24 protein-coding genes, 1 tRNA gene and 1 pseudogene are annotated in these 24902 nt (G+C 59.7%); 7 read left to right on the top strand and 19 right to left on the bottom strand.

The window, feature by feature from the left end:
* Positions 1-1741: 1741 nt before the first annotated feature.
* The gene (locus FRZ40_RS17065; protein ID WP_240057210.1) at positions 1742-3514 is read left to right on the top strand and encodes a TraM recognition domain-containing protein; all 1773 of its coding nucleotides are present in this window, start codon (positions 1742-1744) and stop codon (positions 3512-3514) included.
* A gap of 2079 nt (positions 3515-5593) precedes the next feature.
* On the opposite strand, the gene FRZ40_RS17050 is transcribed toward FRZ40_RS17065, so the two are convergent.
* The 3 genes from FRZ40_RS17050 to FRZ40_RS46135 all read right to left on the bottom strand — a co-directional run bounded on the left by FRZ40_RS17050 (position 5594) and on the right by FRZ40_RS46135 (position 7872).
* Positions 5594-6394 carry a DUF3560 domain-containing protein gene (locus tag FRZ40_RS17050; protein ID WP_147234905.1) on the bottom strand — a complete coding sequence of 267 codons (801 nt, stop codon included), beginning with the start codon at positions 6392-6394 and terminating at the stop codon, positions 5594-5596.
* 54 nt (positions 6395-6448) lie between these two features.
* Positions 6449-6607 carry a hypothetical protein gene (locus FRZ40_RS44065; protein ID WP_158647013.1) on the bottom strand — a complete coding sequence of 53 codons (159 nt, stop codon included), beginning with the start codon at positions 6605-6607 and terminating at the stop codon, positions 6449-6451.
* Between the two features lie 710 nt (positions 6608-7317).
* Positions 7318-7872, bottom strand: coding sequence for an AlpA family phage regulatory protein (locus FRZ40_RS46135; protein ID WP_147234904.1), 555 nt, complete (start codon positions 7870-7872; stop codon positions 7318-7320).
* A gap of 220 nt (positions 7873-8092) precedes the next feature.
* On the opposite strand from FRZ40_RS46135, the gene FRZ40_RS45050 reads away from it, so the two are divergent.
* Positions 8093-8533, top strand: coding sequence for a hypothetical protein (locus FRZ40_RS45050; protein WP_240057209.1), 441 nt, complete (start codon positions 8093-8095; stop codon positions 8531-8533).
* A gap of 90 nt (positions 8534-8623) precedes the next feature.
* On the opposite strand, the gene FRZ40_RS17035 is transcribed toward FRZ40_RS45050, so the two are convergent.
* The 5 genes from FRZ40_RS17035 to FRZ40_RS17015 form a co-directional block, all read right to left on the bottom strand.
* Positions 8624-8953, bottom strand: a complete 330-nt coding sequence (locus FRZ40_RS17035) for a helix-turn-helix domain-containing protein (protein ID WP_147234903.1) — start codon at positions 8951-8953, stop codon at positions 8624-8626.
* An 11-nt stretch (positions 8954-8964) separates the two neighbouring features.
* On the bottom strand, positions 8965-9282 hold the full coding sequence (locus FRZ40_RS17030; RefSeq protein WP_147234902.1) for a type II toxin-antitoxin system RelE/ParE family toxin: 318 nt from the start codon (positions 9280-9282) through the stop codon (positions 8965-8967).
* 254 nt (positions 9283-9536) lie between these two features.
* Positions 9537-10496, bottom strand: a complete 960-nt coding sequence (locus FRZ40_RS17025; RefSeq protein WP_167528669.1) for a tyrosine-type recombinase/integrase — start codon at positions 10494-10496, stop codon at positions 9537-9539.
* Positions 10493-10828 carry a hypothetical protein gene (locus FRZ40_RS17020; RefSeq protein WP_147234900.1) on the bottom strand — a complete coding sequence of 112 codons (336 nt, stop codon included), beginning with the start codon at positions 10826-10828 and terminating at the stop codon, positions 10493-10495. Before FRZ40_RS17020 ends, FRZ40_RS17025 begins: the two co-directional genes overlap by 4 nt.
* 104 nt (positions 10829-10932) lie before the next feature.
* Positions 10933-11115, bottom strand: coding sequence for a hypothetical protein (locus tag FRZ40_RS17015; RefSeq protein ID WP_147234899.1), 183 nt, complete (start codon positions 11113-11115; stop codon positions 10933-10935).
* Between the two features lie 564 nt (positions 11116-11679).
* Between FRZ40_RS17015 and FRZ40_RS17010 the strand changes: the two genes are divergently transcribed.
* The gene (locus FRZ40_RS17010; protein WP_147234898.1) at positions 11680-11991 is read left to right on the top strand and encodes a DUF3892 domain-containing protein; all 312 of its coding nucleotides are present in this window, start codon (positions 11680-11682) and stop codon (positions 11989-11991) included.
* Between the two features lie 20 nt (positions 11992-12011).
* The gene (locus FRZ40_RS17005; RefSeq protein WP_147234897.1) at positions 12012-13400 is read left to right on the top strand and encodes a sigma-54 dependent transcriptional regulator; all 1389 of its coding nucleotides are present in this window, start codon (positions 12012-12014) and stop codon (positions 13398-13400) included.
* 100 nt (positions 13401-13500) lie between these two features.
* Here the strand turns inward: FRZ40_RS17005 and FRZ40_RS17000 are convergent.
* A tRNA-Met gene (locus FRZ40_RS17000) sits at positions 13501-13577 on the bottom strand.
* 334 nt (positions 13578-13911) lie between these two features.
* On the opposite strand from FRZ40_RS17000, the gene FRZ40_RS16995 reads away from it, so the two are divergent.
* The 3 genes and pseudogenes from FRZ40_RS16995 to FRZ40_RS16985 form a co-directional block, all read left to right on the top strand.
* A complete protein-coding gene (locus tag FRZ40_RS16995; RefSeq protein WP_147234929.1) occupies positions 13912-14220 on the top strand; it encodes a type II toxin-antitoxin system RelB/DinJ family antitoxin in 309 nt (102 codons plus the stop codon).
* Positions 14217-14498, top strand: coding sequence for a type II toxin-antitoxin system RelE/ParE family toxin (locus tag FRZ40_RS16990; RefSeq protein ID WP_147234896.1), 282 nt, complete (start codon positions 14217-14219; stop codon positions 14496-14498). Before FRZ40_RS16995 ends, FRZ40_RS16990 begins: the two co-directional genes overlap by 4 nt.
* Positions 14499-14966: 468 nt before the next feature.
* Positions 14967-15236 (top strand): annotated as a pseudogene (locus FRZ40_RS16985) (integrase core domain-containing protein); the annotation flags it as partial.
* A 127-nt stretch (positions 15237-15363) separates the two neighbouring features.
* Here the strand turns inward: FRZ40_RS16985 and FRZ40_RS16980 are convergent.
* The 10 genes from FRZ40_RS16980 to FRZ40_RS16935 form a co-directional block, all read right to left on the bottom strand.
* Positions 15364-15771 (bottom strand): hypothetical protein, encoded by a 408-nt coding sequence (locus FRZ40_RS16980; RefSeq protein WP_147234894.1) that lies wholly within the window; start codon positions 15769-15771, stop codon positions 15364-15366.
* Positions 15772-16250: 479 nt separating this feature from the next.
* Positions 16251-16949: a methyltransferase family protein gene (locus tag FRZ40_RS16975; protein WP_147234893.1), complete on the bottom strand. Its 699-nt coding sequence runs from the start codon at positions 16947-16949 to the stop codon at positions 16251-16253.
* Positions 16950-17511: 562 nt separating this feature from the next.
* The gene (locus FRZ40_RS16970; protein ID WP_147234892.1) at positions 17512-17997 is read right to left on the bottom strand and encodes a MarR family winged helix-turn-helix transcriptional regulator; all 486 of its coding nucleotides are present in this window, start codon (positions 17995-17997) and stop codon (positions 17512-17514) included.
* A 14-nt stretch (positions 17998-18011) separates the two neighbouring features.
* Entirely contained in the window at positions 18012-18995 is a 984-nt protein-coding gene (locus tag FRZ40_RS16965; protein ID WP_147234891.1) for a type II secretion system F family protein, read from the bottom strand.
* A gap of 42 nt (positions 18996-19037) precedes the next feature.
* On the bottom strand, positions 19038-20015 hold the full coding sequence (locus tag FRZ40_RS16960; protein ID WP_147234890.1) for a type II secretion system F family protein: 978 nt from the start codon (positions 20013-20015) through the stop codon (positions 19038-19040).
* Between the two features lie 66 nt (positions 20016-20081).
* On the bottom strand, positions 20082-21437 hold the full coding sequence (locus tag FRZ40_RS16955) for a TadA family conjugal transfer-associated ATPase (protein ID WP_420873866.1): 1356 nt from the start codon (positions 21435-21437) through the stop codon (positions 20082-20084).
* 27 nt (positions 21438-21464) lie between these two features.
* The gene (locus tag FRZ40_RS16950; RefSeq protein ID WP_147234888.1) at positions 21465-22643 is read right to left on the bottom strand and encodes a CpaE/TadZ family protein; all 1179 of its coding nucleotides are present in this window, start codon (positions 22641-22643) and stop codon (positions 21465-21467) included.
* Between the two features lie 27 nt (positions 22644-22670).
* The gene (locus FRZ40_RS16945) at positions 22671-23135 is read right to left on the bottom strand and encodes a TadE/TadG family type IV pilus assembly protein (RefSeq protein ID WP_147234887.1); all 465 of its coding nucleotides are present in this window, start codon (positions 23133-23135) and stop codon (positions 22671-22673) included.
* A complete protein-coding gene (locus tag FRZ40_RS16940; protein ID WP_240057208.1) occupies positions 23132-23599 on the bottom strand; it encodes a TadE/TadG family type IV pilus assembly protein in 468 nt (155 codons plus the stop codon). The genes FRZ40_RS16945 and FRZ40_RS16940 overlap by 4 nt, the downstream gene beginning before the upstream one ends.
* 31 nt (positions 23600-23630) lie before the next feature.
* A complete protein-coding gene (locus tag FRZ40_RS16935) occupies positions 23631-24896 on the bottom strand; it encodes a pilus assembly protein TadG-related protein (RefSeq protein ID WP_147234885.1) in 1266 nt (421 codons plus the stop codon).
* Between the last annotated feature and the right edge of the window lie 6 nt (positions 24897-24902).

The raw sequence follows: 24902 nt of genomic DNA, 5'->3' as shown, positions 1-24902 counted from the left end.
TCATATATGCGTTGTGAATCGCTCGATTATGCGACGTGCATATTGCGTAGGAGTCCATTCATTGATAATGCAGAGCCTTGCTGCATAAGGCTTTCCAGTTATCCGGCATGCTTCGCATTCCCGGCTAATTATAAGAGATTCCGCACGCGAAGCGTGCTTTCTTCATACGTTGCAACTACACTACTTTCGCTGGCCGTCACAAGCGACCCTAGCGCGCAAGCATCACTCTGCGTCGCCGGGGCCATCACAAGCGGCCCAGCGATGCAGCACAAGGGCAACCAACCCTTGCATTACCTGGTTGCCCGAAGTGGTGTAACGCGCGAGCGGTTACACGGACTGGGGCAGCTTCCAACGCAGTAACTTTGGGGGCTGACCACCCCCAAATTCCATCACTTCACGCGAGCCGCAAGGCTCAAGGCACGGCTACCAACCGTGCCGAGTGTGCTGAAGTCGTATGCGCGTAATGGCGCTGGTACGACTACGACGAGCGCTGGACGGTGTAATTCCGTCCTTCGACTCAATCCCCCGCGCAGCATGGGGAAGAGGTTGGGCGACACGGAAACGGGCTCGGCGAGGAAATGCGCCAGGTTCCTGTGTAGCGTGAAAGCGGGAGACAGCTTCGCTGTCGTTAGGACCGCCCAGGGGCTGCGGGAAACCGTAGAACCTGTGCCACACACGTAGGCTGCTGAGGCGTTCCGAAAGGGCGCAGGCGTGCAAGGGGAAACCTGGCGCACGTGGCACCTTCCGGCGAAAGCTGGAGGGGTCGCTGTATAGCTTAAGCGTGTAAATGCGGCCGCAGAGGTCGCTATGTGGTGGGGCATCAAGCCTGTCTGAAGACGAAGCCGTTGACGGCACAACAGGTAAGCGAGCCGCTTTGGAATCTCGGGCCGCTGAAAACCTGATGGGCGAGAGGGAACACCTCTCTGTTGTTGCTTGAGGCGCAGGCGTGGTGCCCCGGAGCGTTGTTTAGCTTCAGTAGCGTTGCACTAACGTGGGAATCGCTAAGGCCAATATCGGGCTGGTAACCCGATGGCTATGCGAGGGAGAGTGGATCAGTAGGGCCGTGCGGCGTAAGCCGCATAGCTGTTTGTCGCGACTCGTCCGAAGCGCAAACAGCAGGCGAAAGCCTGTCCGAAAGTTCACGGCACACGTAAGCGTGAAGATGCGGGGTGGTTCCCGCAATGGAATGTTGGAACGGGCGCGGTTGGTAGCCGTGCCCGTCTTGGGATTGGTCTCCCAAGGTCTCCAACGTGTAATTGATCCCTTTGAAAAGGAGCTTGTCGTGGAAGCAAAACGCAGTGAAAACGCCGGCCGACAAGGCCGGAGGCAACCCGGCCGAAGTCGGGCCGGTAAGCAAGTCGGCCTGCTGTTTGAGGTCGAAGGCAGCAACAAGTCGCGCGCCTCGGCGCGTGCAAGTCAACCCGCTAGCAGTCAGAGCGGTGGTCAAGACGGTTCCTTGTGGACCAGTGGCAACCAGAGAAACGGCGTTATCGCGTCGTCTTCGCTGTGGCAATCCGGGTTGTAAATCCGGTACGTCAACCGACAAACAGGCCACAAGCCTGCGTCAATCGCGTCAAGGTTGAGGGTGTGGGAAGCCTTCAATTGCTGTACGGCCGCAGACCGTATCTGCCCGGCAGGGTGGTGCGCCTTTTTAGGCAATCCGTTCGTGCTTCGGCACACGCCGGCCCTAAACCGGAGAGACGAAAGTCTCTCCGGTTCCCCCCAACAACTGGAGAAAGCCGTGCTTTTTCCTGACGCAGTGAATATGCAGTCTGTGCAGCCGACCGTCTTTGTGGCGGTCGAACGTACGCTTCAATGGTCCAGTCCGTGGTATTGGATCGTGATCGCTATTCCGCTCTTTACGATATCGGTGTTGCATCCCGTGCCGTGGCGGTTGCGTACCAATGATCCAACGTTCCTCGATCTGGTGACCTTCCTCGTGCGTCGGATTTCCGTGTATGCGCTGGAGCTGCTGGTGGTCCTTGCCCCACTCATCGGGCTCTTCCTCTTCGTGATTTCGGCTGGAATGCCATTCGGAGAAGCGGCTTCGAGTTACGGCGCGTGGCTCGCCGGCCGCCTCGGACAATACTGGCCGATCGTCGCCGGTGCAGTCGTCTACGGCCTGGTGCTGCGATTCGTGTGGGATCGTTACGTGTCGCCAAAGCTATCAAACTACTGGCGCGCACTGCGTGTCACGCAGAAAACCGACCAACTGGTCGATGCGCGTCAGGAGGTCATGACGCTCAAGGCTAAAGACTTCGAGCCTGAAAAATACTTCGCCGATGGCAAGATTTTTTACGGCCTGGACGAACACGACCAGCCTATCTATTTCGATCTGAAAGAGTTTTTCACCACACATCACGCAATCCTTGGCCCGACGAGTTACGGCAAGGGTATCGTGCTGCAAAGTGTGTTCAAGCAATGCATACGGTTCGGATTCGGCGTGTTCTACATCGATCCGAAAGGCGATGATTACCTGCCGTACCTGCTGCAAAACGAAGCACGGGCGGCCGGCCGGCGCTTCGTCTATCTCGACCTGAACCCGGGCGGCAAAGGCGTATGGCATCCGTTCCTCGGCGGCGATTTCAGGCAGCGCCGCACGCGAATCGTGCGCGCCTTCAATCTCGACTCGGCCGGCACCGATGCCGATGTTTACAAGGCAAAGGAACGCGCGCTGCTCGATGACGCGCTCGAAAACACTGACGGCACAATTAAGTCATTGCTCGCCTATGTGAAGGATCACGGCAATGCTGGCGACCGTGATCTGTCCACGTTGCGCGACTCGCTGCGCGAATGGTCGCGCGTCGATACCTTTGCACAGCCGGCCAAGCGCAAGGGCCATTCGATCGAAGCGTGCCTATTGAATAATGCTGTCGTCTACGTTCGCGGCGACCTGGCTGACCCGGTTGTGAAGGCCGCAACGAAGGCTTACATCGCTGAGCTGACGGCGGAGATCAAGCGCATGCTTCCGAGGCGGCCGGCGCACGTGACGCTCGGCATTGACGAATTGAAGTTCCTTGCGTGCGCGGAGATCAATGATGCGCTCGCGACGATCCGGCAAAACCGCTGCAATATGCTGCTCGCTGCGCAGTCGATCGCGAACCTCGAAGCGCCGGATGACAAGCGCCTCGACGGCAAGGCATTGGCGCGGGAATTCGAGGTCAACACGCCTATCAAGTTCGTCTACCGGGCAGCGGATGAACGCACTGCGGAATGGGCGGAAAAGCTCTCTGCAAGCCAATGGCTGAATGTCGTACAACGCGAAATCACGAAAACTAACGTTCACGGCGGCGAACAGTGGGAGGGCAACCGGATGGTCGGGAGGCTGGAGCAACCCATCATTTCGCAAAGCACACTGCTCAGCCTGCCGGCGCGCATTGCCATCGCCTACATGCCCGGCCGCAATGCGTCAAAGCTCTACACGTGCCACGCGAATATCGATCGCAGCGTGGCGTCGTGGATGACACCAGCCACGCCGGCCGCAGCGGCCGAATCGACGGAATCAGCGGAATAAGTGGCCGGCCTGGGCAAGTCGGCCGGCACGGAACTACGTATCAAGCGACTCATTCCACTCGGCGCCTAACCCCCAGCTCTAAGCGCTGACATGCGCCCGCTCAGCAGGCCCCACTCGAAATCATCCCACCGTAGATTCTCTTTCGCGAACTTGAGTCCCTCGCCAAGCCCGCGAATCGTCTGATTGGGATCGAGCGTGCCGATAATAACCCGTTTTAGTTTTCGGTCGATTACTCGACCAGTGCGATGCGCCTCGTCACATTCCGCGCAGGTAGTACTCCATTGGGTTCATTCGTTGCGGATATTTTTCCCGCTTTCAACTGTTGCGTGAGGTAGCGAACGGTTCAAGCCTCGTGCCCCGGATAGCTTGACTACATACAAAAGGGGGAGGCGGCCAACGGTGAGGCATCACTGATACCGCCTGACAGCATGGGTCGACAACGATCCAAATATATTAATTAGGAATACAAAATGAAGCTACATAATCGGGGACACGGAGAACGGGCACCATTGAAGATGCTGGCGATGCTGGCAGTCAGTCTGCACGCGGCAGCGGTGATGGCGAATACGTCCGTCGCCGGACACGCGCCGGATGCCTTATCAAATGGCGCAGATCTGGAATTTCTGGGTGGCATTGATTCGCCTGCAAGCGGAACTGACACTCTCGCTGAAGTTGTCCAGCCGCTGCCGGGTGGGGCGCGCGCCACGGGAGAAGGCCCTGGATTAGCGGGCAGCGCAGGACTGGGCTTGGGCAATGGTGTCGGGTCCGGCGGCGTCGGAAGTTCGGGTATCGGAGGTGGGACGGGCGGCGACGCGGGGATCGCTGGCGGAGCCGGCGTTGGAGTCGCTAGCCCGGGAACTGCGCACAGTGGATTGGGTGGCGCTGGAACAGCCGGTACGGGCGTAGGAGGCACCGCTGCAGGGGGCACAGGGGCGGGAGTGCCGGTACCGGAAGCACGGGTGCCACTGCAACCGGAAGCGCGGGTAGCCAAGGCAGCAGTGGCGGTCAGGCCGCGGGTGGCCCGGGTAGTGGCAGCAGCCAGGGCAACGGTGGCCAGGGGAGCAGCGGCCAAGGTAGCGCTGGTCATGGCAGCGGTTCGGGTAACGGCGGTTCGGGTAACGGTGGACCGGGTAGCGGTGGACCGGGTAGCGGTGGACCGGGTAACGGCGGTTCAGGTAGCGGTGGACAGGGTAGCGGCGGTTCGGGTAGCGGCGGCCCGGGCAACGGCGGTTCGGGTAGCGGCGGTTCGGGTAGCGGCGGCCCGGGCAACGGCGGTTCGGGTAGCGGCGGCCACGGAAGCGGCGGTTCGGGTAACGGCGGTTCGGGTAGCGGCGGCCCGGGCAACGGCGGTTCGGGTAGCGGCGGCCACGGAAGCGGCGGTTCGGGTAACGGCGGTTCGGGTAGCGGCGGTTCGGGTAGCGGCGGCCACGGAAGCGGCGGTTCGGGTAACGGCGGTTCGGGTAGCGGCGGCCACGGAAGCGGCGGCCCGGGTAGCGGCGGCCACGGAAGCGGCGGCCCGGGTAGCGGCGGCCACGGAAGCGGCGGCCCGGGTAGCGGCGGCCCGGGTAGCGGCGGCCCGGGTAGCGGCGGCCACGGAAGCGGCGGCCCGGGTAACGGTTCGGGTAGCGGCGGTTCGGGTAGCGGCGGTTCGGGTAGCGGCGGCCCGGGCAACGGCGGACACGGCAGCGGTGGCCAAGGCGCCGGCGGCCATGGTGGTTACGGAAATGGGGCGAATGGCGGCCATGGCGGCGGCAATGGTGGAAATGGTTCGCACTAGATACCACGCCAACCAACCGCCGGCGTCAGAGAGACAATTGATAATGGATGGCAACCGGCGGCAAGTTGTCTTCGTTGATGTTAGAAATGGACATGCCTGTTGTTGACGAGGGGCGAACGCGTCCGGTGGGAGCTGCGATCAATTGCCTCACCGACGAAGCTACGATAGCGGCTGGCGAGTTATGCCTGAAAGGCCAGCGCACCCGGAACGCTGACGGTTCAATGCGAATCAAGATGCGATGGTGATATTCGAGTTCATCCCGTTCCCTCGATGGCGGCCCGCCGAAGCGGGCCGAAACTGGATCACTCGTCCGTCATCAACTCGTCAAGCCGCGGCCGGAGCCACTTCGCCGTCGCGATGGCGTTCGGCGTGAGCTTGCGCACGTAGGCCGACTTGCCGGCTGGCGATCGCGTCGGGCTGAACACGAAGGCGTTGCGCTTCATCAGGTCATGCACGGCCTTTTCGGGCTTGGCATCGAACACGAACACGGCGCGGTTGTCCTCTATGTCCTCCCTGTACGTGTAGCCCTGGCCTTCTTCCTCGCGGTCGGTACGCTCGGCCATCTTTTCGAGCGCGGCGATACGCTCGCGCACGCGGCGAATGTTCGCGCTGCTGTTGGTCAGCTCGTACGAAGCGAAGCCGGGGCGGCCTCGCCAATCAGGCTGGAACAGCTTGTCGATGGCGTCGGCCGAGTAGCCCATGCGCTCGAGGCCGGCGCGGTCATCGCGGCGAATCAGCGAGTTCGCGCGCTTCATCCGCTCGTGCCGTTCCTCCATGTCCGCGAGCTTCGCGCGCAGTTTGTCGAGCGCTTCCGGGTCATCGCTCGAAATGCCGCCCTTGCCGACGGCTGCCGCCCGGCGGTCCAGCTCGGCCGCTTGATCGTGCAGCGCGAATGCCTTCCCGAACGTGGCATGTACACGCGCTCGATAACGTCGGTCGCGGCCTTCGGAGTGGTGGCCGACGAGGATCGGCTGACCAAACGGGATCGCTGATACCATCGTTCTAGCGCGGATGTAGTGCATGCTCGATGCCGACCGTGCGCGCTCGGCGCTGGCCTCGATGCGTGCGCGGCGGGCTTGCTGCTTCGCTTCGTACTTGTTCACGATCCATCTCCTGTCAGGTGCGGCCGGCCTCGCCGGCCCACCTCGGGTTGCGGCTTACTCGCCGATCTTTCGCAGTTGCTCCAAGAAGAGGCGCGACACCTTCGCCAGCTCCATCATTCGGGCGTGGGCGCTGCCGTTCTTGCGCAGATTCTTCGCGAGTGCGAGGCTCGCGGCATGGTTGGTGCGGTGATAACTGCTGAGCCTGGTTGGCACGTCGAGCGCTCCCCGATCAGCACCACACGACGCGGCCGTAATCAACCGTTCGGCGGTAGTAGTTACGGCCATCCCAAGGTGTGAACGTGTATTCCACGTACGCGTAACTTAGGACTACGATCCAGTGATGCAGTGTGAGAGGGTGCATATCGATCTCCATGAAAATGTGTGGGGTTACTGCTGACCGGGGCCGAAGATTCCGAGTCCCGGCGTAATCGGGCCGGTGAGGCTGTGGGACTCGACCGTCTCGATGCCGCCGTTGCCGTGAGTTCGTCGTCCCGCGACGGGGGGAGCCGGCCCGGTGCGGCCGTCAAGGGTGAAACCGGAGGCCGCAGCCCGCGCAGCGCAGCGAGCAGGAACGGGCGAGGATTTCAGCGCGCAGCGCGGCCCTTGATGGCCGTGCCGGGTTGGCTATGGTCGCGGTGGTGGACGACGAACTCACCGGCAATGCGTGAGGGCGTGTATCGGAGCCGAGCTGGACGCCGCGCGGCGAGCGCCTTCGTGCGGCCTGATGGCCGCACCTGGCTAGGGGTTGCGGTAGGGATTGAAGCCCGAAGGGGGCGAGACTCGGAACGAGGCTCGACGCGCAGCGCAAGCCCGACCCGGCGCTGCAAGCCGGGGAACGCCCGGTGTGGGTTACGCGGTACGACGCATTGACCTACAATCAGTCACGTCGATTTGACGCTCTGCCACTCGGGAGCGTCGGCCTTTTAATCTGCCGCTTGATAGCTGGCAGGCGATGACAGAAAAGCTTCAATATCGGCGATTCGCCAGCCCACAGAACGCGCTCCAAGCTGCACGGGTGCTGGAAAGGTTCCAGCCTTGATGCGCTGATAAATGGTTGACCGGGACAAGCCCGTCTCATTTTCAACCTCTGGACGACGCATGATCGCGTTAGGCGGTCGTCGAACAGGTTCCGGTTTTGTTTCTGCCGTCGCAGCGGGTGGTGTCGCCTTGTGCGATGGCTCGGCTGGGGCATACGCCTGGCGGCCCGCCATCAAGCCGAGATCGACCAGCATGGTGGCAAGCTGGTCACTGGCTGCACACCATTGCGCGAACGCTTCACAGTAGCGGGCTAGCAACTCCCCATCGATAAATTCCAGTACTCCCGCGTCAGACAGCTGTTTTGCCACTGTGGGCCAATGCGCCAATGCTGAGGGAGAAAGCCGGGCGAGCCATTTCGCACCACCAGCATGGAAATCAGTGCGCCCACCTTGCGTTCCGCGAGAATGGGCAGACGCTTGCCCAAGCCTTTGTTCATTCATATCAGGCCCCTTGCGTTCGACCTGCAAAGATACAGTCTAGGAGCGCGGTGATGGGCGCATGATACTTTCGTGAGTGGTACCCCTGAGCATGGGGCAAGACCGAGGAATGACGAAGGTAACGTCCAAATTGTAAAAACCGGCCAAAGTTGCAGATTTTGTGGCGGAGCCAGGATCAAACCCTCGCTGCAAACAAAATTCATCTCATACACCAGCAGATTCGATGGCGACTATTACCGAACGAGGACCTTGTCAGTGGCGTGCCCAGGTGCGGCGATGCGGCCACCCAGCGCAAAGCAAGACCTTTGAAACGAAGGCGGAAGCAGAAGCCTGGGCCCGGATGATCGAGTCAGAGATGGCGTGGGGCGGATGGGTCAGCCGCGGCAAGGCGAAGGCCGCGACACTCCATGAGGCTCTACAGCGCTATGAGGCCGAAATATCGCAAGGAAAAGAAGGTTCGATCCAGGAAGCGTCCGGCCGCGTTTTTCCGTTACAGGTAACGCAATATTCTTATTGTCGACCATGCTCCGCCCCTTATCAGCGTGGGACATTTTGTGTTACGCGTAACGACAAATCAATGATTTTGGCACGGCACTACACCCGATTTTTGATTAGGGTTTATACTTATCCCGTCTCCTCCATGTCTCCTCCTGATATGGATTAAGCCCGCCCACTGTGGCGGGCTTTTTTTCGGGGGCGTAGAAATGACAAAGGGCGCCGAAGCGCCCTTGCTATGTCATAAGCCCCAAGTCGATCAACGACTCCTGACCTCTTGCAGCGATCGTTTAAACGCCTTCAGATCCTTCGTCGCGAACAGCTGATTTCGGCCCATTTCGCTGCTTGCCCTCAATCGACCATTGCTCACGTAGCGGCGGAAGGTCGACATCGACACATCCAAATATTCGGCTGCTTCAGCCGACGTAAATTCATCATCAGCCAAATGACCGAACACCTCTTCGTGGCTGAAGTTATCCTGCGTGGACTGCACAGCCTGCCGACCCAGAATGGCAAAAAAGCGCATCTGTTCGGAGCTGGGCAGCTTCTTCAGATCTTGGAAAACGCTCTCGGCGGTGTGCTTGTTCATTGCAATAACTCCTACGATTTCAGGTACTTTTTAAGGGTCGCATAGAAATTCTCATGCGATCCGACCTGATAAAAATCAATTAGCAACAACTCAACATCTACGCCCTCAGCCTTCATTTCCGCGTCAGTGGGAGGTCGATAGGCGACCAGATATTCCTGACGCTTGTGCTTGAACTTGTAGACCCAGATGCCCGCCAAGTCACCCGTCTTGCTTTCCCCTACGTCCGGATCATCACAAATCGTCTCGACAGCGTCCTCAATGGCTAGCTGCAGCGGCTTGTGCTGTTTCTTAACGAAGGAAACAAAAGGCGGCTTATAGTTGGGCTTCATTGTTGAGTTGTTATGCGCTCAAAAATGATTCTATATCATGTCACACTGCGTGACAAGTCAGATGTTATGTGTGACACCGCTTGACGCCCCACCCGACAGGCGGCGCCATCTTTGTCTGCTGCCTCGCCATGGTGATGCTCGTTGCAGTGGTCTTCTGCCTGGCGCGGCCACGAGCCAACGATGTCGGCTCGCGCGGCGAGAAATCGTCGTGACCAGGGCGCGCCGTCACCGGGCAGGGGGAGCGAAGGCATTCGCTACAGGCTGATCCGCTCGACCTCGTCGAGGCTGATGTCGTCACGGCGCCGGTCATAGAGCTGCGTGGTGCGCGTCGATGCGTGATTGGCCATTGCGGCGGCATTTTCCAGCGTGCCACCGTTTTTCAGGTAGGCGGTGATGCCCGTGGCGCGGAAGGTGTGGTTGCCGATCTTGGTGCCGATCCCGGCCGCGAGCGCCCGGCGCCTCACCATCGCGTACGCGTTCGCCTGCGGCAGCGGCGTCGTGCTCAGCTGCCCGGTGCCGCGCGCGATCGTGCGGAACAGAGGCGCCTTTGGCTCATCACGCAGCCCGGTCTGCTCCAGATAGTCGTGCAGGTACGCTTCCAGCGTGTGGTGACACGGCATCGCGTGCGCCTTGCCGCCTTTTTCGCGCAGGCGCACCCACAGCCGGCGCTGCTGCATATACACATCGTCGACCCGCATCGCGAGCGCCGCACCCACCCGTGCAAACGAAAACACCATCAGCGCGATCAGCGCGCGGTCGCGCAGACCCACCGGCGTCGTCACGTCAATGCTGTCGAGCAGCTGCCGCGCCTCGCTCGCGTCGAGCACAGGCGTCTTGCCCTGCTTCGCGGAGTGGCTCGGCCCGCGCACCGACGCGGCCGGGTTGTGCGGCACGATCTGGCCGGTCACCAGCCAGTCGAACAGATGGCGGATCGCCGCGAGCCGCTGCTTGACGGTCGGCGCCGACAGCGTCTGTGTCTGCAGCTCGATCCACGCGGCCACATGCAGCGGCTGCACGCCCTCGACTGATGTCACGCCCGCGCCGGCGCACCAGCTCAGGAAGTCACTGGCCGCGCGCGCATACGCGCGCCGCGTATGCGGGTTGCGGATTGCCGACGCGAAGAACTCCAGAAAGCGCACGCCGGCCCGCTCACTCGAGCTCGCAACCAGTACGGGTAGAGCGGGCGAGTACGAAGCGATGAGGGCATCAGTCATTGTCTTTTAAGGAACTCGACTGGCGGAACCACCGGAATGGCGAACTTCACCCGGCTGGCCGTGCTTTGCTCAGCGCTCTTTGAAAGTTCACCGCCCAGCTCGATGCTGAAGACCTTGATGCCAGCCTTGCCGCCACCATTGCTCTTGTCGGTGACGGTGACGGTGACGGCCACATCAAATTCGACCTTTTGCAGATGCTCGGCATGGACCTCATCACCAAAAACCGGATTGATGGCGCCAGACACGCCCAACGCGTTCTGTTTCGCGATCTCATCGCGCACTCCCGTCTGGATCTGCACCAGCGTCTCGGTGATGAACTCACTCAGTTCCATGTCCACCCCTCTTTATGTTGAAAACGCAACTTCAGGCCTGAGCAGGAAGCCTCCAGGATCAGGGGCAATGTCACGATGCTCCTCTCGGCAACGTTGCAGGGCGGCTAGTGCAGGGTCCGCGATGCCAGTTCGGCAGCGATCGCCATCTCGATCGCGTGAATGGCCGCCTCGATGCTGGCCGGATCGTCATTGACGAAGCCGACCGCGAGTTCAAGCCCTTCGAGCGCCTGCAGCGCGGCGGCCATTTCGTCGAGCAACTCTGCCATGGGCCGGGTGGAACGGGACACGGGGACGGCTTCCTTATATGTGATAAAGGCAGCAGCTCTATGTTTGCGCGTCGACGCGTGGGTCCGCCGTCAACGCCGCGTTCTCTATCGCCATGAAGCAGGAGTTCCGTCCGAAATGGCTGCCGCAGGCGAGACGGTGATTCCGCCGTAGCCGAACGAAGCCGCTGGTCAGGCTATCGTCTTCACGCTTCAAGCCGTCAACTGACCGCGTTGGACGAAGAAAGCCGGACGAGCCTGTATTCCTCGTGGGATGTCGCCATGCTTGACGGTCTCGGGCCAAACCCACACGTACGGCACCCCCAAGCTAAAGTCTGGGAAGAATGTGCCGATAGGAAGGCTAAGGAAGTTGCCGATATGGCCAGGCAGCTACCTCAGTATGCAACAGGCTTATCTGAAGGTTGCCAGGTGTTAGCTGGCATCGATATATTATGTAGTACGCGTAAACTGAATAATTCTTATCGACTATATCGCATGATCGCGTGATGCTCTGCGACAGACATGTGATCTGGGAAACGTGACATGAGTACGTCGGCAGCGTGGGGTTATTGAGATCCGGAGGGAGAGATGGAAGACAGATGGGCCGATTATCTCATCTATGAAGCGCGTTTTGATGCGACGCAAACGCGCATCATTCGTCTCAGGCTCGCGACAGACAACGGAATCGCGGTTGACGAAAGTGGTGAATACCTCCGTCAGGACGTAGTGTCGGCTATCAAGAACGGTTCAACGTTCGCGACAGTTTTTCAGGATCAGGGCACCGGAAACTGGACATTCGGACATCAGGTTTTTCTCGCTGCAGTGAATGGCGTCGAATACATCAAAATCGCGGAGAGCGCTAGTGAAAAGGACGACCTTGGCGACACGCCTGGCTTCTAAGTTCAGCAGGGGTTCAGTGTATGAATTTGCGACGATTGATATACCTGTCAGCGAAACCTAGCACCGAGCTTTGCCAATACTTCGAGGAACGCGACTGGGATGTGAAAGCAGTCAGATCATCGAAGGATGCAAGGAAGGCCGCCGAGGACGCCGGGGCCGCTGGTGGACTACTCGACCTTGCAGCGGGGTTGCCGTCCCACGAGATCGAAGCGCTCGAGACAGGCCTTTCAATACCCAATGTCGGTTGGGTTGCGATTGTCTCGCCGGGACAACTCGGTGATGCGACACTGCGACGCCTCGTGCGCGACTATTGTTCAGACTACGTGACAGTACCGTTCATCCCCGAAAGGGTGGGCAGAGCTGTTGGACATGCGCACGGAATGGTTGCGTTATCTGGACCGCCACGGGAAGATTTCATACATTCGTTTGCCGAAGGCGAGATGATCGGGGCATGCGAGTCGATGCTGGCAATGTTTCGATCGATAAAGAAGGTAGCGTCAACGGATGCCCCCGTTTTCATTGCAGGGGAGTCTGGGACGGGGAAAGAACTGACAGCTGCCGCAATTCATCGCCGCTCGTCTCGTCGTAATTTTCCGTTTGTCCCAATTAACTGCGGAGCTATATCTCGCGATCTTGTTCAGTCTGAGCTTTTTGGCTACGAACGGGGCGCCTTTACCGGTGCGACGCAACGCAGGATAGGACGTGTCGAAGCGGCTGGCGGCGGCACGTTGTTTCTGGACGAGATTGGCGACTTGCCGATCGACAGCCAGGCTAGCCTCCTGCGGTTTTTGCAGGAGCGTAAGATTGAACGACTGGGCGGGCACGAATCCATTGATGTCGACGTCCGCATCATTTCCGCGACGCACGTCGACCTGGAACCGGCGATAGCTGAAGGGCGCTTCCGACAGGATCTTTATCACCGGCTTTGCGTGTTGCGTATCGTCGAGCCACCGCTGCGCGAGCGAGGCAACGATATCGAACTGCTTGCCCTTCATTTGCTCAGCCATTTCCGGAAGGAGGCGGGTAGGCGGCTGCACGGCTTCTCGCCCGATGCCATGGATGCGATGCTTCGATACACCTGGCCCGGCAATGTGCGCGAACTGGGAAATCGGGTGCGGCGGGCGGTCGTGATGACCGAGGGACGACTGATTACAGCGAAGGATCTCGAACTGGATCACGTCGCGGGTCAAGCGCCAGTACTGCTGAACTCGGCGAGAGAGACAGCCGAGCGAGCAGCAATCGAACGGGCGCTGCTACGGCATCGCGGACGATACGGGGAGGCCGCGCGCGATTTGGGCATATCGCGAGTTACGCTGTACCGTCTCATGGATGCTTACCAGATGCACGAGCCGGACACTGCAGGCTACAAACCTCGCAAGCGCCGTCATCCGCCTGGCTCGGTTCCTTGATCAGTTCGTAGCGTAGCCGACTGCGACATGGCCGGCTGCAACGCCCAGAATAAGCAAAGCAAAAAGCCCGTGAGGCGTTCACCTGACGGGCTTCATATGTTGGTTGCGGGGATAGGATTTGAACCTATGACCTTCGGGTTATGAGCCCGACGAGCTGCCAGACTGCTCCACCCCGCGGCGCGGAGTGTACTGGGGTTATCGGTTCCGGTCAACAAGACTCAAGACCCAGCCAGCGCCGCAGGTCATTGGGTATTGGCGGAGTCCGCGATCGCCACGTGCTGCCCGCCGCGGTCGCAGGCCACGCGGATTGCATCGTGACAGCGAACCCTGCGTGACTGCATGCGCCAGCTCACGGGGGTGAATAAAGGGTCGCTTCGTTGATTTCCGACGACGTTGCAAAACCCAGCATTTGTGCGTGAGTCGGGCGATGCGCCCTATACGTGTGGCGACACCATGCGTAATGCAATTGAATTACAATGCAGGAACTGAGCTACCGGGAGGAGTAATCGCCATGGCTGCGAGTGCATTGGTACAGACGCGCATCGATCCCGTGCTGAAAGAGCGCGCGGCCGCGGTGCTCGACAGCATGGGACTGACCGTCTCGGATGCGGTGCGTATCCTGTTGACGCGCGTCGCGAACGAAGGTGCGCTGCCGTTCGCGTTCGCTGCCGATCCTGCCGCGCATGACGCATGGTTCCGCGCGAAGGTACAGGAGGCATTGGCCGATCCGCGGCCGGCTGTTCCGGACGATGAGGTAGAAGCGCATTTTGCCAAACGGCGCGCGGCGGCCCTTCGTAAAGCTGACAAGGGTGATGCTTGAGGCTTGAATGGTCGGTTTTCGCGCTGGAGGATCGGGACGGGATTTTCGATTACATCGAAGAAGACAGCCCACGCGCTGCCGTTGTCGTGGATGATCGGATTCGCACCCAGGTCCGCCAGCTGCTCCAGTTCCCCGAGACTGGTCGCCCTGGTCGTGTTGAGGGCACCCGCGAGCTGGTCATTAGCCGAACGCCGTACATCGCAGCGTATCGCATCACCGGCGACACCGTGCGCATCCTGCACGGCGCACAGCAATGGCCAGACGAGATGTCGGACTGACGTCCGGTACTATCCAGCAAAATCAGTATGCTGGCCGACCGGTTACGAGCCGACGCCACAAGTTCGAGTCTTCCCCCGACACTAAGGTTACAGGTCGAGCTATTCGTTATCGAATGCGATCGACACAAGCAGCAGCAGAACGGACGACCAGACGAACAGATCTCCGAACAGGTTCGACGTACCGAATCCAGCGCCTGCCATTGCGCTCGATAGCCAGAAAGTGAGCGCACTCATCATGAGCACAGCATGATGAGGGTTGCATTGCGTCGCTTTGCTTCTGCTGCTTTCGTCGCGTCGCTGTATGTCATCGAGTGAGAAAAAAATAGTCATCGATTTCCGCATTACTCGTGAATGTGAATGTTTCCACACGCGCGTGGGGCGTGTCCGTGCGCAAACACATACAGCGTCGTGTCGAAAGTGACTTTCATGATCTTCTCCGTGGGCCGGTAATCAGTAAGGCAAGATTCGGCCATTGATGAAGCGCGGGCCTGGACGCAGCAGTTTGTGCGCTGGTACAACCACGAGCACAAACACAGCGGCCTGAAATTCGTCACGCCGGCGCAGCGCCACAACGGCGTAGCCGCCGCAGTGCTCGCGCAACGTGCAGCCGTTTATGAGGAGGCCAGGCAGCGCAATCCACAGCGTTGGTTCCGATCGACGCGCAATTGGGAATTGAAGGATGAAGTCTGGCTCAATCCGGAGCGCATGCAGCCGGAAGAACTAAAGCAGTTTGCTTGAAGTGACGAGACAACTACGTTGACAACCGCCGCTTATCACCTGTGTATTTCAAAAAATAAGGCCATGATTCAAAACATCATCGGCCATTGTACCGACATCGCCGTTGGACTTCGGCCCTTCATCCTTATTATCTGCGACTGCTCGAAGTTGGCGCATCGAGGAGATCCCGCTTTGGTGCGCCTGCTTCGCCGGCCTTTTCCACCGCTTTGATTTTCTCGAAAGTGGGCATGTCCTCAAGCAGAAGCTCGCCCTCCGATGTGGTGTCATCGTATGTCAAAATGCCGTCTTCCGAGCCGCCGCCGAATCCCTTGTGCAGGAAGAGCGCGCCCGGGTGCGCAGAGTTCGTTGACGGGCGACCGTATATGTCGGTCACGGCATCAACGAGTGCTGTGTAGTTTGATCGCCCTCTAAAATCCAGAGATACCCCGAAGAATCGATTCTTGTAAAAACAGTAAGTGACGGAGTCCAGGCGAGCTTTTCCGACGGAGAGCCGCTCGCCAACTCTGCGCCGACATTCGACGCCAGACGGGTCCATTGGGACAACAACCTTGGACTTTACAAGGCTTGAACTCGGGTCTCCCCAGCGCATTCCGCGGAAGTCCGGAGTCGACAGGGAATCAGATCCGGCGCACGCAACGTTGCACGCCAAGAGAACGCTGACAACGAGCGCATGCACAAAATTGCGTCCAGCTCTCATAGCTTCACCATTGAACTCCAGTTGGCGGGCGCCAGTAATGTCGTGCCATTTTCCGAAGCATCATCCCTTCACATTGAGGCGTACCGGATGCGCGCTACCGATCAAAACCGCGCGTTCCGGAATGCCTTCACGTCGGATGAGCGGTCGGATGTTCCAATTAAGAACGTGGCCAATCCATACTCTATGGATTGTCCGCCGCCTCCGCTGGCCGCGTTCCCAGCCCAATTCGTCGTTTTATATAATAAAAACTGTCAGCGTCCACACAGCGCGGCCCACAGCTGCCCGGTACCGCGCGGTGGATCGTCGCGATAACTCATTCAGTAGAGTCCCGGCAGGACGCGATATCGCACCTTGCTTCTGTACGCACGATAAAGCGCGTCGTTGCTCAAGAGCCGTTCCTCCCGCGCGATTCTGCCCGCCTGTAACGCCGACAGGATCACGTATACCAACAGGTTCTGTATGCCGAAGTTCGAAAGCAGGAAGCCGACGTCTGCGATGAAATATCCGAGATACATCGGATGTCTTATGAAACGGTACGCACCTGTGGAAACGACCCCGCGGTTCGCAGGCAATATCCCGAACGAGCGGCGTAGCGAAGCCTTTGCAAAGATCTGCCAGCAGATCCCGGCAACCTGAAACGCCGCGCCCACCGCCTCCGGTACAATCTGGACACCTGGCCCGAGTCGAACCGCGAGAAAGTAGTACGTAGCGCCCATCGAACAGATGTACGTGAACGGCGTCCAGTCCCGCCGGACAGGGACACGGGAGAACAGCGACAGGCCCACCGTGAAGCATCCCGCAACGACCAGTAACAATAACGTGATACGTCCAGGATCTGCAAGCCATTGGAGAATCGCCATATAGCTGAAGACACCCAGCATCACAGCTGCGCATGCCCGTGCTGTCGCTTCGAACAGCACATCCACGACCCCTGGTGAAGCCGGGAGGGCAACGGGTTCCGAACATGTCGCGGATTGCACTCCCGAGCTACTGACTTCATCGACGATTGTACTCATACCCTTGCCCCGTTGTGTTCAGTGTTTTCGTCAGACTCTGCGGATGGATAGGGCCATCCTGTGCGTTGCCTTTATGCTGCTCTTCGCTCGACCGGCGTCTGTCAGCCTGCCTGGCTGCCTGCCAGGTAGCTTCAATGATTTTCAGCAGTTCGTTACAGAAAAGAGCGTGGTATGAAGGCGTCCAGTATGAACTGGAGCGTGACGGGATCCATGCCTTCGGCAGTGGCACGTTTCACGTGCTCCTCTCCAGCCGCCACCGCAAATGGCACTAGGCCGCCTGTCCCGTCCCCCATCGCTGATTCCGCAGTCTCGTACGGCCCTAGATGGCTGTACTTCGCGGGCCATGTCACCTGCTCGTCATCCTTGCTCGTCCGAAGTATTGACGCGGCGACCATATCTAACCGCACCCCCGCACCCAAGCCTAGTAAGAATTTCATGGTTTCCCCCCTATTAACACTCGAACACCTGATTATTTGAATTATTGAATCGCCTCGATATGCCAAAAGCCAAAGCGCGTCATCCGGAGATTAAAACGTCATGACAAGATCACGCGACGACGACCTCATAATCGCCTCAGTGTCAAGCAAACTGGCTGGTTTTCGGCCATGTGGTCGTCAATGATTTTAAGCAATCCGAAAAAGTACTTTTTTACGCTTTCCATTTCCTCATTACCGAGCGTGCCATCAAGATCGGCCAGGTTACGGTTGACCGGTTCAAAACAGGCATTTATCGTTGCACGACTACCTGGAATAAAACGCAACAGGATACGCCGCCCATCCGTCGGATCGGGTTCACGGCTTATCAGTCCGACTTTTTCGAGGTTCTTCAGGGAACTCGTGATGCTGCCTGGCGATAGTCCCATCAGTTTGGACAGCCGACCAGGTGTGACGGGTTGCACCTCGTCGTAATAGGCGGCTTCGAGGCATTCCAGGTCAGTAACGTTAAGTCCCAGTTGCGCGGCCACAAACTGGTTGAAGGCCGCCAGCTTGACGCCCAGCATGAACCTGAGTCTGACGATATCTACGCGTTCGTTAGGGGCATGTGTCATGAGTCCTCCGTCCATCACTGCATTGGCACTGCGCCGCCTGCGTAGCCAGCCATCGTCGGCAGCAGCACGCGAAGAACCTGAATGAACGCCGGACCCAGCAATACCAGCATCAGCGTCGGAAATATGCAGAACATCAGCGGAAACAGCAATTTGACCGCAATCTTTCCGGCGGCCTCTTCCGCCTTAAGCCGTCGCTTGAGCCGAAGATTGTCCGAGTGCACGCGCAACGATTCGCCCATGCTGGTGCCGAAGCGCTCGGCCTGAATCAGCATGGCGACCAGCACGTCGATCTCCTCGACGCCCGTGCGCATTGCCAGGTTCTTTAGCGCCGTTTCCTTGCTCAAGCCCGCTCTCAGCTCGAGCAGCAGAAGCTGGAGTTCATCACTCAACGTCCGGCTCTTGACGTGCATTTCATCGGCCACTTTCATCAGCGCTGCATCCAGCCCGAGGCCCGCTTCCACGCAGACCGTGAGCAGGTCCAGCGCGTCGGGAAAGTCCTCGAAGACAGTCTGCTGTCGCTGGCGCACTCGGCGTGCAAGCGCCATATTGGGCAGGTAGTAGCCGATGCCTGCGAGCACGAGCAGCAACAGCAGAAGCAGATGACTCTTCTCGTTCGACAGGTATGGGCCGGCCACCATGAGGCAGACAAGCGGCAACCCGATCACGAGGATCGTCTTGGCAGCAAAGTAAATCCCGGGAGCAGACTCGCTGCGCCAGCCAGCATGCATGAACTTCGTGCGCAGCGCCGAATGTTCCCAACCCTCTTTAGGGATCGCGAGTTTCGCAATCGGCTTCGAAGCCTCCGCAATCTTTCTCACCCATTGCGCCACCTCGCCGTCCGCCACCTTCGGCAACGACTCGTCGCTGCTGGTGAGCTTGCCGAGGCGCCGGTTTATCGAGTTGGGCATCAGTAGTGTCATCGCGCCGAGAGAAACAAGAGCGACGATCGCAAATACTGCGGCTAGCAATATGATTTGTTCTGTTTTCATGGCGGGCATGGGATCACCCCATCCTCAATTAATGAAATTGACACGCTTTCCTTAAACGTGAATACGGATGATTTTGCGCATCCAGATCGCGCCGAACACCATCATGACAAGCGCCGCGCCAACCAGCTTGATGCCAGTCGGGTCGGTCCACAGCACCCGAAGGAAGCCCGGATTCAGAATGGAGATCAGGAACGCCACCACAAACGGCAGAATTCCCAGAACCCACGCCGACAGCCGCCCTTCAGCCGACAGCACCCTGACCTTGCCGAGCAGCGCCAGCCGGGCTCGGATGATCTGGCTGATGTTGCCGAGAATTTCAGCCAGGTTGCCGCCGCTCTCCCGCTGGATCAGAATCGCGATCACGAAATAGCGCAGGTCGCTGATCGGTATGCGGTTCGCGAGCCCGCCCAGCGCATCATTGAGCGATACGCCGAAATTGATCTGATCGAACGCCGTGCGAAACTCGCTGCCGATCGGCTCGGGCATTTCATCGCCGACCATGCCGAGCGCTGTCGAGAATGAATGTCCGGCCCGAAGCGACCTGCCGATCATGTCGGCAGCCTCGGGCAACTGTTCCTCGAACTGCTTCATACGCTTCTTCTTCGCGCGGCTGACCTTGAACGTCGCGATCATGCTGGCGACGAGCATCGCGGCGAGAAGCGCCAGTATCGGCACGTAGACTATGGTTCCTGCGAGCCATACCACGAGCGGCGGGAACACGGTGTAAGCGACAAACTTTCCCACCGACCAGTTCAGCCCGGATTGAACCAGCCAGCGGTCCACCGAGTGAATGCGCGGCACCCACAGCAGAAGCCGGGTCAACAGCGGCGATGCGCTAAACTCACGCTGCTTGAGAATCGACACCGCCTTGTCATTGCCGTGTCCGCCGGCGGACATCATGCGGATACGGCTCTCGATGCGCTTTGCCTCACTGCTGTGCTTGCTTTGCCACCAGAGATAGGTGGCCTCGATCAGCAGGATGATCGAAAAGAACACCAGAATGACAAATGCATAGAATGCGAAGTTCATGAGGATTCCCCTCTCCATTGAGCAGCGGCCTGTCGCTACCTCTTTTCGCCTGGCCGTTTTCCTCCGTTACACCGGATAGTGCCGGGTCGGGTCGTACAACGTATCAGGCACCGCGACACCGAACGCCTGCAGCCGCTCGGAGAACTTCGGGCGCACGCCCGTCGCGCAGAAATGCCCGCACACCTTCCCGTCCTTGTCGACTCCGGAGCGCTTGAACGTGAAGATCTCCTGCATGTTGATGATGTCGCCTTCCATGCCGGTAATTTCCGAGATGCTGGTGATCTTGCGGCGCCCATCCGTCAGACGGGCGGCCTGGACGATGACACCGATCGCCGAGCTGATCTGGTGGCGTGCGGACTTCGGCGGCAGATTCAGCCCCGCCATGCCGATCATGTTTTCGAGTCGCGTCAGCGCATCGCGCGGCGTGTTGGCGTGTATTGTTGCAAGCGAACCTTCGTGGCCGGTGTTCATGGCCTGCAGCATGTCCAGCGCCTCCGCGCCGCGCACTTCGCCGAGGATGATCCGGTCTGGCCGCATCCGCAGTGCATTGCGCACCAGCGAGCGCTGCGTGATCTCGCCCTTTCCCTCGATGTTGGGCGGACGCGTCTCGAGCCGCAGCACGTGCATCTGGCGCAACTGGAGCTCGGCCGCATCTTCGATCGTGACGATCCGTTCGTCCGACGGGATGAATCCAGACAGCACGTTGAGCAGAGTCGTCTTGCCGCTGCCCGTGCCGCCCGAAATCAGTACGTTCACCTTCGCAGCGGACAGCGCTTCGAGCAGCTGCATCATCGGCGGCGTGACGCTTTGGTACTCGATCAGGTCTTTCACGCTCAGCGGATTGACCGCGAACCTGCGAATGGACATCAAGGGCCCGTCAACGGCCGATGGCGGAATGATCGCGTTCATGCGCGAACCGTCCGGCAGACGTGCATCGACCATCGGGTTCGACTCATCGACACGGCGGCCCACGCGCGACACGATCTTCTCGATCACTTTCATCAGATGCGCATCGTCGTAGAACGTCACGTCCGTCATTTCCAGCTTGCCTCGCCGTTCTACATAAACATGTTTGTACGTGTTGACGAGAATGTCGGAGACAGTTGGATCGGCCAGTAGCGCTTCGAGCGGGCCGAAGCCGAGCATCTCGTCGCGCACGTCGCGCACGAGCTGCCGCCGCTCGACCTCGTTGATCGGCACGTTGTCTTCTTCAACGATGCGCTCGACCAGCTGTGCCAGTTCATGCTGGATCTGTTCGGTCGAAAGACGCTGCAGCTTTTCCAGCTCGACGCGATCGATGATGGCCTGGTGGACGTTTCTCTTGAGCTCCTGATACGCGCGCCTGGCCATCCGGTTGCGGCTGAGGTTCTCATCCTGGGCGGACGCACCACCCTGATCGAAAAACTGTTCGCGCAACGTCAAGACGTTTTCCATTTTTTATCTCCTCGCTCACGCCCGGCCCAGCGCCGGCCTGTTGAAGAATTTCTGCAAGATGCTGCCCCGTTCCGTCTCGGGCTGCGGCGACAGCGAGCGCACCAGTTCACGGAGGCCTTTGGCCACGCCGCTCGATCGGGCGAGCCGCAGGATTGGCACGCCCTGATTGATCGACGCCGACACCGAAGCGCCGTCTTCCGGAATCACGGTGGCCACCCGCAGGCCCAATGCTTTTTCCAGTTCTGGTAACCCTACCGGCCCTTTCTTTTCATAGCGATTGACCAGCACGCGCACCTTGTCACCGCGATAGCCGAGCGAGCGGAAGATATCGAGCAAACGCCGACCGCCGCGCAGATACGGCAGGCTCAGTTGCAGCACCGGGAAAATGCAGTCGCTCTGGTCGAGCACCGCGATGGATACATTGCTGATGCTCTGGCCGATATCGAATATGACGAGATCGTAGTTGTGCCTCACCAGATTCAGGATGCGCTGCAGATGCTCGGGCTTGATTTCTTTCGCCTTGGCTGGATCGGGCACACCCGCCAGCACATCGAAACCGTCGCTGACATGGGTCAGGCACGCATCGAGAAACGCGGGATCGAGCCGCTCGATCTGTGCACTTACATCGGCCAGCGTCGCGGGCGGTGTAACTTCCGAGACGAGAAAAGCCGCTTCGCCGAATTGCTGGTTGAGGTCGATCAGCAGCGCGCGCTTACCCGCTGTCGACGCCGCAAAGGCCACATTTGCCGCAAGGAACGATGTGCCGCTTCCGCCCTTGCAGGAAATGAATGAAATTACCCTGCCTTCACGTCGCGTGCGGTTCGACTTCATGGCGATGCGTTCGACGGCATGCCGCAAATCCTGAGGATCGGCCGGCCACGGCTGGACGTCCCGCACCCCCGCGCGCATGGCGCGAATAAGCAGCTCCGCGGACGGCGACGGCGTCAGCAACATGCAGGTCAGATCGGCATGCTTCGTCGCAATAGCCGAGAGCGCGTCGAAGTCCTGTTGTGTCAGTTGCGCGCCGTCAAACATCAGCAGCTCGACGCCATCGAGCGCCTCCTTGTTCGTGCAGAGATCAGGCAATCTTGCCGTCGAATTCCTGACGCGATGGTGGGAATCTCCCGCCTCCACAGTCCGCGCAATCGCGCCGGCATGCGCTGGATCGGGTGAAATTATGAGGATGTCGATCATTTCATTCTTCCTGTCACGGGCGATGGCTTAGCTACAGGTGGGATTGGTCCCGCCCACGCTGTTCAGGCTTTCTCTTGGCAACCTCGTCGAGAATGGCGGCATGGTCAGGTTGAATGGTACGAAGGGCACGACCGTATTGACCGCAACGTTGGCGATGGAAACTGTGACCGAAGTACATGACGTGGCGTCGCAGCCCGCGGGCGCATACGTCACGGTTACGTTGGAAGGCTGCAGGATCGGCAGCAGCTGCTGCATGTCCCTGATCACCGGGTTGTTCGCGTTCTGGCTGCTGTTGATGTCGCACACCACGGCCACTCGTGCACCCATCCGCGTGGCCTCCCCCGCCGTGTTCCAGTAGAACAGCACGCGTCCCATCTCCATGATGCCGATCAGCAGCGTGAAGAACACCGTAGATATCAAGGCGAACTCGAGCGCGGCGACGCCACCCTGGCGACGGGCGCCGGGTAGACGATGGATGTTGAGCCTGTTCATAGCACCTGCCTCATGACGCAACTGATGTCCCCGAAGATCAGCCCCCCAAGATTGAAGAACCCGGTGATCTGCGAGTACGGATAGCCGGTGACCTTGACCTGAACAAGATTGATCGTCTCGGCAGCCGGATTGGTTGGCACGTTCTTGAACTGTCCTGTGCACCCGGCAGTGTTGACCTGGTCACACACCACGACCATGTTCGTTTTCAGGCCATCGACAAGAGGCGAACCTGAACAGTCTGGCGTGCCATAGACAGCAAGGCACTGGGCTTGTGCAAGTGGATAGTCGGCGGCGTCGGTCGGGTCATACGCCGACAGCAGACGCGTCGCATCCCGCACTGACTTCGCGACCGTGTTGTACTGATAGAACGCGTGGCCAAACTCGGCGATGCCAAGCAGCAGCGTGATCAGCGGGACTGCCAGAAGCGCGAACTCGACAGCCACCGCGCCCTGCATCCTGCGCATCGATTTTCTTTGCGAGTGCATGACAGTCCCCCTATTGAACCAGCACCGGCACCATTGGCCCGGTGCCAGCAGAAGTGCTTCCCGGGATACCCTGTGTTGCGCAGGGCGTGGACGGATCGGTCGCGTCACCGCGGTACTCCAGGTAGATCGTGCCGTCAAGCCCGCTCTTGCTGCCGCCCTTCTCCATCGGGTGCAGCATCAGCACGCAGGCCCATGACAGGATCGATGATTGCTGACTGTTTTGTAATGCAGAACAGTCGGTCACCGGCACAAGCGCCAGCCGCCGGTCGGCGCCACTCGAGTAGTAGGTGCTCGACTGGGTCGTGCCCTGAACCTCCAGGAGATTCGTCGGTTTGGAGTAGCCCTGATAAGGCGTGTGATTCGGCCGCTGGTTGTCTCGGAAATCCGGAAAGACATTCCTCGTCGGATACGATCCGTTGAGCTGCGTCACCGGCGAATAGGCAAAGCCCGTGAAATCGGATATCCCGGTGGGATCCGGCGGCGGATTGTATGAGCCATGGTAGATACCGAAACGGGTGTTCCAGGCGTCGTCCATGCTCTGGATGTTGCCGGTATGGCCGACCTGTGTACCGAGTGTCGGCAACGTGCACTGTCCCGAACCCGTGAGAAGCGTTTTCATGTCCGGCACATTCTGGCCGGGGTACGCCACCCACATGAAGTTGCCCGTCAACTGATTGTCCGAACCTACCTTGCTGGACACCCAGTCCCCCACGTTGTAGGCGCTGCCGGCGGCCGGCTTGCAGATGGCAACGGGCAGCGCGCAGGTCGTCTGCGATTGCGTGGTCGACGCCACGGCGGTCGCGGCAACGGCCGACGTGCCGAGTGTGGCGTCGAGCACCTGCATGAACCAGTTGGCTATACCCGTGCGGCTCACCGTACAGCGCACGTAGCCAATGCTGGGCACATCCGCCGCCGTGAACTGGTCCTTGGTCAGATAGGGACCGGCAAACTGTTTGCTGAACGTGACGTTGCTGTTGGTGCTGAGCGAGACGTTCTCGCTCTGCAGCACCACACGGTTGGTCGATCCAACCGTCATGCCTGCGGCTTCGGGTGCCGCAAGCGAGACCGCCTTCGTCAGGTCGCGCGCCGCTGCCAGTGCGCACGCGTCCGCAGCGTTGGATAGTTCGGTTTTCGCGACATACAGCTTGCCCAGATCAAGCGCGAGACCGGCGAAGGCGACAAGCACCGCAAGCGTGAGTGCGACGATGATCGCCACGACGCCGCGCTCACGCCGATGCGCAGCACCGTATGCACCAGAACGATTGACGCGACGCATGACGAT

This window comes from Paraburkholderia azotifigens (assembly GCF_007995085.1).
GTDB lineage: Bacteria > Pseudomonadota > Gammaproteobacteria > Burkholderiales > Burkholderiaceae > Paraburkholderia > Paraburkholderia azotifigens.
Note: the sequence above shows the minus strand (reverse complement) of the source record. Positions and strands in the feature narration are given on the sequence as shown.

Excerpts from the sequence above, each read along its gene's own strand:
- FRZ40_RS16960 (WP_147234890.1), bottom strand. The coding sequence starts at position 20,015 with ATGAACTTCGCATTCTATGCATTTGTCATTCTGGTGTTCTTTTCGATC.
- FRZ40_RS17005 (WP_147234897.1), top strand. The coding sequence starts at position 12,012 with ATGAATTTGCGACGATTGATATACCTGTCAGCGAAACCTAGCACCGAG.
- FRZ40_RS17025 (WP_167528669.1), bottom strand. The coding sequence starts at position 10,496 with ATGACTGATGCCCTCATCGCTTCGTACTCGCCCGCTCTACCCGTACTG.
- FRZ40_RS16965 (WP_147234891.1), bottom strand. The coding sequence starts at position 18,995 with ATGCCCGCCATGAAAACAGAACAAATCATATTGCTAGCCGCAGTATTT.
- FRZ40_RS17035 (WP_147234903.1), bottom strand. The coding sequence starts at position 8,953 with ATGAACAAGCACACCGCCGAGAGCGTTTTCCAAGATCTGAAGAAGCTG.
- FRZ40_RS16950 (WP_147234888.1), bottom strand. The coding sequence starts at position 22,643 with ATGATCGACATCCTCATAATTTCACCCGATCCAGCGCATGCCGGCGCG.
- FRZ40_RS16940 (WP_240057208.1), bottom strand. The coding sequence starts at position 23,599 with ATGCGCAGGATGCAGGGCGCGGTGGCTGTCGAGTTCGCGCTTCTGGCA.
- FRZ40_RS17030 (WP_147234902.1), bottom strand. The coding sequence starts at position 9,282 with ATGAAGCCCAACTATAAGCCGCCTTTTGTTTCCTTCGTTAAGAAACAG.
- FRZ40_RS45050 (WP_240057209.1), top strand. The coding sequence starts at position 8,093 with ATGGCGACTATTACCGAACGAGGACCTTGTCAGTGGCGTGCCCAGGTG.
- FRZ40_RS17010 (WP_147234898.1), top strand. The coding sequence starts at position 11,680 with ATGGAAGACAGATGGGCCGATTATCTCATCTATGAAGCGCGTTTTGAT.
- FRZ40_RS16980 (WP_147234894.1), bottom strand. The coding sequence starts at position 15,771 with ATGGACCCGTCTGGCGTCGAATGTCGGCGCAGAGTTGGCGAGCGGCTC.
- FRZ40_RS16995 (WP_147234929.1), top strand. The coding sequence starts at position 13,912 with ATGGCTGCGAGTGCATTGGTACAGACGCGCATCGATCCCGTGCTGAAA.
- FRZ40_RS16975 (WP_147234893.1), bottom strand. The coding sequence starts at position 16,949 with ATGAGTACAATCGTCGATGAAGTCAGTAGCTCGGGAGTGCAATCCGCG.
- FRZ40_RS16970 (WP_147234892.1), bottom strand. The coding sequence starts at position 17,997 with ATGACACATGCCCCTAACGAACGCGTAGATATCGTCAGACTCAGGTTC.
- FRZ40_RS46135 (WP_147234904.1), bottom strand. The coding sequence starts at position 7,872 with ATGAATGAACAAAGGCTTGGGCAAGCGTCTGCCCATTCTCGCGGAACG.
- FRZ40_RS17020 (WP_147234900.1), bottom strand. The coding sequence starts at position 10,828 with ATGGAACTGAGTGAGTTCATCACCGAGACGCTGGTGCAGATCCAGACG.
- FRZ40_RS16945 (WP_147234887.1), bottom strand. The coding sequence starts at position 23,135 with ATGAACAGGCTCAACATCCATCGTCTACCCGGCGCCCGTCGCCAGGGT.
- FRZ40_RS16935 (WP_147234885.1), bottom strand. The coding sequence starts at position 24,896 with ATGCGTCGCGTCAATCGTTCTGGTGCATACGGTGCTGCGCATCGGCGT.